Here is an 8,255-nt window from a genome sequence, read left to right as displayed (position 1 = left end):
CCCCGCCCGAGGTGGCCCGGCTCCTGGAGGCCGCCTACAAAAACCGCTCCCCCCGGCAAGGCCTGCGCGACTGGGCCCTGCTGGCCTTTCTCTACGGCACGGGCTTGCGGATTTCGGAGGCCTTGAGCCTGACCTACGCCGACCTCACCTACCAGGACGGGGTGCCCCACGCGGTGCGGGTGCTGGGCAAGGGCAATAAGGAGCGGGTGGTGGTGCTCTCCCCCACCGCCCAGCGGGCCCTCTTCCAGTGGCTCAAGCACCGCAACCTGGAGGGCCACCCCACCAGCCCCTACCTGTGGAGCCACACCGCGGGGAGGGAGCGGGGGAAGCCCTTCCCGGCCCGCACGGTGCAGGCCATGCTCAAGCGGGTGGCCCGGCGGGCGGGGCTCAAGGACTGGGCCCGGCTCACCCCCCACAAGCTGCGCCACTCCTACGCCTCGGCGCTGATGGAGGCGGGGCGGGGGATCGACGAGGTGAAGGAGCTCCTGGGCCACGCCTCCATCGCCACCACCCAGATCTACGTGCACGTCTCCAGGAAGCGCCTGGAGGAGGCCGCTAGGGCGCTGCCGGAGGTGTTCTAGTCGCTGGCGTGCGGACGGTCGAGGCCGAGCGCCTGGCTTTCGGCGATGAGCCGGTCCAACAGCTCACGCCCCTGCCGCCTCGAGGTCTCCCGGTAGGCCAGCACGCGGCGGTGGCTTCCTACCTTGCGGTGGGGGATCTTACCCTCCTCCAGGAGGCGGATCAGATAGGGACGGGAAACCCCCAGGATCTCTGCTGCCTGCTGGGTGGTGAGTTCGGCCTCCAGGGGGAGGATGCGCACGGGTTCTCCCCGGGCCAGGAATTCCTGTAACTCGCGCTGTTGAGATGGAGAAATGGCCAGAGCGTTCATGGCCCCAGCTTACCCGTTGACACTCCCACGCGCTTTAGCCGTGGGAGTGTCAAACTCATCCAGGGGTCTCCTGGTGCACGAGGAGACCCCTATCTTATCGCCTTTTTTCAACCTTGCGTAACTTGAGTCAGCAGCTTCCCGATGTAGGTGTTCTGGTCCTCCCGCTGAAAAAAAACGTTCCGTGCCTCAAAACCTTCTTTGGCCATGCCCCCGTTCCACCATTTGACCTGATTGAAAGGCGTGCTGGAAATGATGAACGAATTCAGGACAACTGCCGGATCGCCTAGTTGATCTTTCAACTCCTTGATCGTTTGGTGAAACTGGATCTTCGGGTCCTCCGGTCCCTCGAGATTGCGCAGCCCCTTGGGGTCAATAAAAGTCACATATTGCTTGCCGTTAGCGAGCAGCCAGAGGATGAAGTCGGGGTAGAAGTTGCCCGCCTCAAAGAAGCCGATGCCGCGGCCGCGACTCAGGTTGCGGAGCAGGTAGAGCTCCTTGTCCTTGAGGAACTCCTTCCCCTTTTCGGACTCGCAGAACGCCTGGAGGTCCAGCACGAAATCGCGCTCGCCCTCGTTCTCCAGCACCACGGGCTTGACCTCGATGAGATTGTCGCCAGCGTAGATGAGCGGCTGGTAAAGATGACCAGCAAAAGCGACTGCCTTGAATGAGCCCTGTTCAAAAGCCAGACTGGAGAACTCTGCTTCTTTCAGACTTCCGCTTTCGATTAACTTTTTTATTTCGTTTAGCTTCTGGACAATGTCCTCGCGCGACTGCTCAATGAGCAGTCGGTACTCACTCACAAAGTTAGGATCGTCCTCAGAGAGCTCCTGATACTCCAGAAGCTTCCCCTCGAACTCCTGCTTTTTGAACTTGTAGTAACGGTCCAGGTACTTCTTCAAAAGGGCGGTCGCAATCTCCTGCCAGCGGAGGACCTGCTGGAACGAACGGAACCCCATCTCCTCCTTGGGGATGTACAGCGTGTACCACTTCTTCTCCTTCTGCTTCAGGAGAGAGACGAGGCCGTCACGCGGAATTGTCAGATTGTACCAGCCTCGCTCGTTCTTGAACTGCTGAAGCTCAAAGTAGATGGCGTCGAAGTCGAGAAACGCCAGATGCGATTCTTCAAAGTAGCACCGATCCCGCTCCGCCGCCTGGCCGTTCGTCCCACCGGCGCCGCTGGCCATGGCCTGGAGCTTCGGATACCAATCCACCACGACAGGATGCCGGACAAGATAGTCAGGCGGCTCGTCTAAGGCGGGCTTCGGTCCGTCCTTCTTGAAGTCGATGCCTTCCCGAAGGCGGACCATCTTGAGCTTCTTGCTCCCGAGGTTCTTGATGACCGGAAGGACGAACTCGATCCGATCCTCGTTCGCCGGCAGGCCCTCCTCCTCAAGGTACTCCTTGAACTGGCGCATGTAGTCCGCGCGGATGCCGAAGATGTTGAGCGTCTCCAGGGTCTCGATGTTCCTGGGTGCGCTTACACCCTCCAGGCGCCGGCTGCGCTTGAGCGAGAAGTCCTTTCCCTTGAGTCGGACGCCGCGACCGAAGAGCTGAATGATCTGCGGGCCTTCGTTCCGCCCGATGTTCATGAGGCCCATGGTGCTGACCCGCCAGCTCGACCAGCCTTCGATGAACTTCTTGGAGCCGATCAGAATGTTGATCGTGGACGTCTCGTCATTGAGGGCGCGGAAGAGGGAGCCGGAGAATTCCTTCTCCGTGACGACCAGTTCCCTCTGTTCCTCGCAGAGCTTGCAGAGGGCCGGGGCGTCGCCAACGTTGATCACGCCGAAGGCGTCGTTGTCACCAAGCCGCAGCGCGACCTCGCCATCGGTGCCCTTGAGATGCTCCACGTGTAGCGCGGCTGTCGTGGCGGCATTGAACAGCACGCGCAGGATGTCCTCGAAGACCTGCTGGGGCGAGAGGCCGAGCGTATTGAGATAGGCGTATGTGCCTTGGAAGAGGTCCCGCCCCTTGGCGTCGAGCAGTCCAGAGCGTCCTGCGAGCAGGCGCTCGATAGCTGTCACGCTTTCGTCGCGCTCGCGCACAAAGGTCGCCAGGGACAGAAGGATATCCACGACGTCGGAGACCTTGCGTTTATTCTGCGTGCGGACCGCGTTGACGCTGCCGCCGACGAAGATCCAGAGCGGACGTTCGATGAGAAATTGCCGGAAGTCTCCAGGCTTGTCCCGATAGAGCTTCAGTTGCTGGTAGAACGAAAGAAGGCAGGCGGTGAGATACCGGCGGCGGACGTTCTCGTCCGAGTCGTCGGCCAGGTTCAAGATGCGGTAGTCCTTGCCGTACCCGTCGCCGTAGAAGTACTTGTACGAGTAGTCGAAGAGAATGCACCTGGCATACGTCTGCTCCAGCGCGCGGTTCCCGCTGGCCTTCATCGCCTGGCCGAAGGTCGCCGAGTACTCGAACGAGAATCCGTTCTCGCAGAGCTGGTTCCGCTTCTGCATCCAGGCGCCTTCTTGCGCGCCGCTGGTGCCGCGATGCCCTTCGTCCACGAGGACCAAATTGTTCCCCTCGAAGGCGTCCACGGCTACAGTCTTTTCGCCCATCTCATCGCGCAGCTTGTGGATATCGAGGATCTCCACCGCGCGACCCGTGAAAAGACCCCGTCCCTCCTTCGAGAACAGCTCGGCCTCGATGCCCGAAAGCTGGAACTCCTCCAGATGCTGGTGCGACAGCCCCTCGTTCGGCGTCAGCAGGATGATCCGGTTTAGCGCCTGCTCGCGGTTGTGCTTTCTCAGGTAGTGCTGGTACTGGAGGATGTTGATGTGCATCAGAAGCGTCTTGCCGCTTCCGGTGGCCATCCAGAACGCCAGCTTGTTGAGGTCCTGCCTCGTGTAGGGCTCTATGCGGCTTGGTTCCGGCGCGTCGGCGTTGAAGGTCTCCACGTGGGCGTTGAGCTCGGCGAGCAACCCGTCCGGGTTGCGAAAGTACCGATCGAGGTAAATCTCGGTGAAGAGCAGCGCCAGGTACTGGAAGTACTTGGGATAGAGGAACGGCCCCGCGTGATTCCGCCGCTCCGTGATCCGCTTCCAATGGCGCACGATGTTCTGGTCGTAGGCCAGAAGCAGGTCATCCGGCAGATGCGGGCGTTTCTCTGTCGGAATGTGCAGGCACAGCGCTTGGTAGAAACGGCTGACGTTGTTCTCGTCGAAGCCTTCCAGCTCCGGGGCTTTCAGATTGGCGGCGAGACGCTCGAAGCTCGACGCGCCGAAGAGGCCGAGCAGCCACTGGTGGAGCACCAGCCGCTGATCGAATTTGAGGGTGGGAGACTGGGAGACTTGGCGACCTGGCGATGTCTTCCTTCGGGCCATCAGCGTTTGCCTCCTACACGTCCGCCACGTCGAACATGAGCCGCTGGAATTCCTCCTCGATGAGCCGCACCTTCCAGGTCTGGTCTGGCTTGCGGAGGTTCTCCAGGTTGTTGTCGCCGTTCACGTAGATGACGTCGAACTCCTGGTCCTTGGTGTTGTAGCCCTGCCTGCGGAACCAGGCGTCGAGGGCGTCGTTGCCCAGCTCCTTGGTGTTGCGCCAGAGGATGAGCACCCGTTCCCCCTGCGGGTTCGTGCCCGTTACCACGCGCACGCCGCGGACGTCGTCCATCTTCTTCTTCTTCACGCGGAGGCCGAGGAGATAGTTGAAGGTCTCGACTAGGTCCACCACCGTCGGCTTCGTCTCGCCGGCCGTGCCGGTGGCGATCTCGAGCTTGTAATTGAACGGATCCTCGAAGCGGTCGATATTCAAAAGCGAGGCGCTGCCGCGGCTCTCCACATCCAGCATGTAGCGGAGCATGTAGTCCTCGCGGAACTCCGGGTGCTGTTCGAGCAACGTCTGTTGCGCCTCGGTGCGCTTCAATTCCAGGTTGTTCAGCGTGTCCTCGTAGGATTCGAGGCGCAGGATCTTGAGGATCCGCGGGCTGCGCTCGGCCTCCTCCGGCGTGGCCATACGCTTGGGCTTTCCGTCCTTCCACTCCGGCGTGAAGATGACCTTCTTGATGCGCGGCACGAGCACCGTGTCGAAGTAGTCGCCCATCTCCACCAGGATGAACTTGCGCCGCCCGCCGTCCTCGCGGTTGAGGTTGATGACCGCGTGCCCCGTGGTGCCGGAGCCGGCGAAGTAGTCGAGGATGTTTGGCTCCTCAGCGAACCAAGTCATGGCCTCGATAGCATCCATTACAGTGAACAGGGACTTTGGATAAGCGAAAAGATCCCGCACGCCTAGAATATCTGCGATAAGAGCGGTCCCGTGAGGCCCAGCGTTGTATCTACTGTCGGTCCAATTACTCATGAGGCTGCGCCTGCGTCCGGTCGTATCAATTGCAATTTTTAGTGTCCCTTGATCCGTGAGGACAATTGCACCTTGTGCTACTAAGGAACGTGCTGATTCGAAGGTGCGACACCAGACCTTCTCCTCGCCAGCCTGGTTGATCGGATAGATACGCTCATACCCATCTTTAGTAGGGTCTGTTGGGTATTTCGCAGCTTTGGGTGGCGGCTCTACTCCGACTACCTTTCTTGCCTTGCGATCAACCAGAACAGCATAAAAGCTATTCGGGCGGCCAGCCCTTGTCTTATTCGTACCCGGCCCGCTGAGCATAAAGCTTCTATACTCCACACCCGACGTTTTCTCCCTTCCCCGTAGTACGTCCAATCCGCTGGGGACAAGAATAGCCATGTACTCATGCGTTCTAGAAATGTTATGGCTCATACCCCCTTGAGGATGATGATTGACAATCACCATCTGCCTGTCCATTTGGGGAAATAGCGCATCGAGTAGTGTACACAGTACTGCTTGTTCGTAATCATCGATAGCTATCGCATATGGTGCGTCATCTACAAGGTATGCTACGGAGCGGAGAAGACGGTCATGCATCAAAGCCAGCCAGGATGAATGCTTATAGTCATTCTTATATGGGATTTCGCTTGCAGGTGAGTTGTATGGTGGATCGATATAGATGGCGTTAACGCTTGCCCTGTACCGCTCCAGCATCAGGTTCAGCGCCTGGAAGTTCTCACTATGGATCAGTAGCCCGTCGGTTTCCTCGTCCAGGTCCGGGATCGCCGCCAGCAGGCGCAGCTTGAAGGCTTCGTCGAAGTGCCGCGTGTCCACCACCAGCGTCGGGTGGGCCTTCAAGAATTCGGGCGTGAGCGGCTCGGTGTAGCCGGGCGTCGTCAGATTGCCTTCGATCTCGTTGATCGCGAACAACCGGACCCACTCCTCCCGCTGGGCATCGTTCTTGATGATCTCCCCGATGAGCCAGTGGCGCGTCTCTTCGTCTTTGATCCGTAAGATGCGGCCCATCGTGATGCAGTACTGCGTGTCGACGACGAACTTCTTTTTGAGCCAGAGCTTCTTCTGGAAGTTCTCGATCTGCGCCAGGAAGTCGATGATCTTGTGGGCGATCCGGCGGATGGCCTTGATCTTCGAGAGGTACTGCTCCACGCGCGGGGCGGTTTCGCTCTCCACGTCGTCAAGATGCATCACCTCGTTCTTGATGTAGAAGTCGAGCTCCCGGCGCAGGAAACCGCCCAGGTCCTTGTGGATGAAGTAGTCGAAGGTGTTGCGGGCGGTGTAGTCCGTGAGGTGCTTCTCCAGCAGCGTGCGGTTTGCGTTCTTCTCCGTAGGCCGGAGGGACGCAAGCTCCTGCCGCCAGTCGTCGAATCCCGTAGTCTGCTTGAGGATGCGGTCCACCGCGGCGGCGTTGAGGTCCGCCTGCTTGCGCTTTTCAGGGTCGGGCCGGAACACGAACCGGATGACGAGTTCGCCGTTCTCTTCAGCGAGCGGCTGATCTGGGGAGAGGATGAAGCGGCGCTCGTTGCCGTTCAGGGCGCGGTTGTTGTCCTTCTCGGTGTCGGCCTCCACCAGCTTGAAGTGGACGCGCCTGCCGGAAGGGAGCTTGAAGGTGTAGTTGCGCAGGTACTCGCTCGTCTTGATGTAGTACTGATCGTGGTTCGCCCAGTAGAGTTTGACCTCCTCGCCCTCGTAGGGGATGGCGTAGACACCCTCTTTGTAGCGGCGCCGGGAGATGAAGTCGCCCTCGCTGTAGTAGCGGCGGAAGAAGTTGTAGAGGTGCGAGTAAACCTCGTTCTCGAGCGCGGTGACGTCCACGGCCTGGGTGAGCTTTGCGCGCAGCTCCTTGATGCGCGGGAGGGTCTCGGGATCGGCGCCGAGCTCCTTGGCCTTTGCGATGGCCTCCTCGAGTTCGGCCTCGACCCCCGCCCGGTTCTCGGCCTCGTAGTCCTGGAAGGCCTCCCGGACCTGCGGCAGAAGATCCCGGTCGAGGAACCGGACGATCTCCTCGCGCTTGGCGTTCATGATGCGGTAAATGCCGAAGTCCAGGTCTGTCAGGTCAAATTGAAAAAGCTCCTTGAGAAGGTCTAAGAATCTGTCTCTCGGGTTACTCATCGGAACTTACCTCTCGGGGCTAGGGTTCGGGCCTTTCCAAATTTTTGCTTTCAAAGCGCTCCAACAACAAATCTACCGCCCACCGGATCAACGTGTTCTCGGTGATCCGCTCCCCGTTTCCTCTCCGCTCCCGATTCAGCCTCCGGGCGAGAGCGGTGAGGGCGTCCAGCTGGTCTGGGCGGAGCCGGCACTCCTTGCGCACGTAGGTGAGGTAGGGGGGGAGGGGGCGCTCCTCCGACGGGGCTTCCCGGGTGGGGGCCTCCTCGGGGCCTTCTCCCGCAGGAGAGGCCTCCCGCAGCGCCTCCGTCTCCTCCTTCACCAGCTCCGCCAGGCGCTTCCGCTTCACGCCTCCCTCCTCTTTGGGAGCAGGGAAAGCTCCCGCAGAAGCTCCTCCGCCACCCGGCGGTAGTCGGCCTCCGCCTCCCGAGCGTTGGGGCCCCGCCAGTGGGTGATGGGCTTCCCGTCCAGGGCGGCCCGCTCGTGGGCCTTATAGGCCCGCACGAAGGCGTGGAAGGCGGGTACCCCGGCCTCCATGAGGGCGGTCTGGGCCTCGAGGGCCTCCCCCAGGCTCCGGGGGTCCACCCGGGTGAGGAGGACCCGGTGGGCCACCCCCAGGGGGCGCACCGCCCCCCGCACCGTCTCCACCAGGGCCTCGAGGTCCAGCGGGGCCGGGGGCGTGGGCAGGACGGCGTAGTCTGCCGAGCGCAGGGCGGCTTCCAGGGCCTCCGAGCGCAGGGCCGGGGGCGTGTCCACCACCACCGCTCCGTACCCCTCCGCCCGGCGCAGCCGGGAGAGGAGGCGGGGGTCGCTCTCCTGGGCCAGGTCAAAGGGCATCTCCCCCCGCTCGCACCACCAGGTGGCCGAGCCCTGGGGGTCAGCGTCCACCAGCAGGACCGGTTCACGCTCGGCCAGCAGGGCCGCCAGGCTGACTGCGGTGGTGGTCTTGCCC

Annotated in this window: 6 protein-coding genes; 1 reads left to right on the top strand and 5 read right to left on the bottom strand. The window is 61.3% G+C overall.

The genetic code is table 11. The features are described from left to right. The coding region (locus tag Q355_RS0112875; protein WP_027878154.1) for a tyrosine-type recombinase/integrase at window positions 1-581 on the top strand (581 nt) is incomplete at its 5' end. On the opposite strand, the gene Q355_RS0112870 is transcribed toward Q355_RS0112875, so the two are convergent. The 5 genes from Q355_RS0112870 to Q355_RS0112850 all read right to left on the bottom strand — a co-directional run. After that, complete coding sequence (locus tag Q355_RS0112870; RefSeq protein ID WP_027878153.1) at window positions 578-889, bottom strand: helix-turn-helix domain-containing protein; 312 nt, start codon at window positions 887-889, stop codon at window positions 578-580. The two genes, Q355_RS0112875 and Q355_RS0112870, sit on opposite strands and share 4 nt — an antisense overlap. Window positions 890-996: 107 nt before the next feature. Further along, a complete protein-coding gene (locus tag Q355_RS0112865) occupies window positions 997-4,215 on the bottom strand; it encodes a DEAD/DEAH box helicase family protein (RefSeq protein WP_027878152.1) in 3,219 nt (1,072 codons plus the stop codon). Between the two features lie 13 nt (window positions 4,216-4,228). Next, complete coding sequence (locus Q355_RS0112860; protein WP_027878151.1) at window positions 4,229-7,306, bottom strand: DNA methyltransferase; 3,078 nt, start codon at window positions 7,304-7,306, stop codon at window positions 4,229-4,231. 19 nt (window positions 7,307-7,325) lie between these two features. Next, entirely contained in the window at window positions 7,326-7,652 is a 327-nt protein-coding gene (locus Q355_RS0112855) for a hypothetical protein (protein WP_027878150.1), read from the bottom strand. After that, window positions 7,649-8,255, bottom strand: a 607-nt coding sequence (locus Q355_RS0112850) for a ParA family protein (protein ID WP_027878149.1), incomplete at its 5' end; no start/stop codon positions are given. The genes Q355_RS0112855 and Q355_RS0112850, both read right to left, overlap by 4 nt.

Source organism: Meiothermus cerbereus DSM 11376, assembly GCF_000620065.1.
Classification (GTDB): Bacteria; Deinococcota; Deinococci; order Deinococcales; family Thermaceae; genus Meiothermus; species Meiothermus cerbereus.
The sequence above is the reverse complement of the archived record's forward strand: the minus strand, read 5'-3'. Positions and strand labels throughout refer to the sequence as shown.

Excerpts from the sequence above, each read along its gene's own strand:
- Q355_RS0112870 (WP_027878153.1), bottom strand. The coding sequence starts at position 889 with ATGAACGCTCTGGCCATTTCTCCATCTCAACAGCGCGAGTTACAGGAA.
- Q355_RS0112865 (WP_027878152.1), bottom strand. The coding sequence starts at position 4,215 with ATGGCCCGAAGGAAGACATCGCCAGGTCGCCAAGTCTCCCAGTCTCCC.
- Q355_RS0112860 (WP_027878151.1), bottom strand. The coding sequence starts at position 7,306 with ATGAGTAACCCGAGAGACAGATTCTTAGACCTTCTCAAGGAGCTTTTT.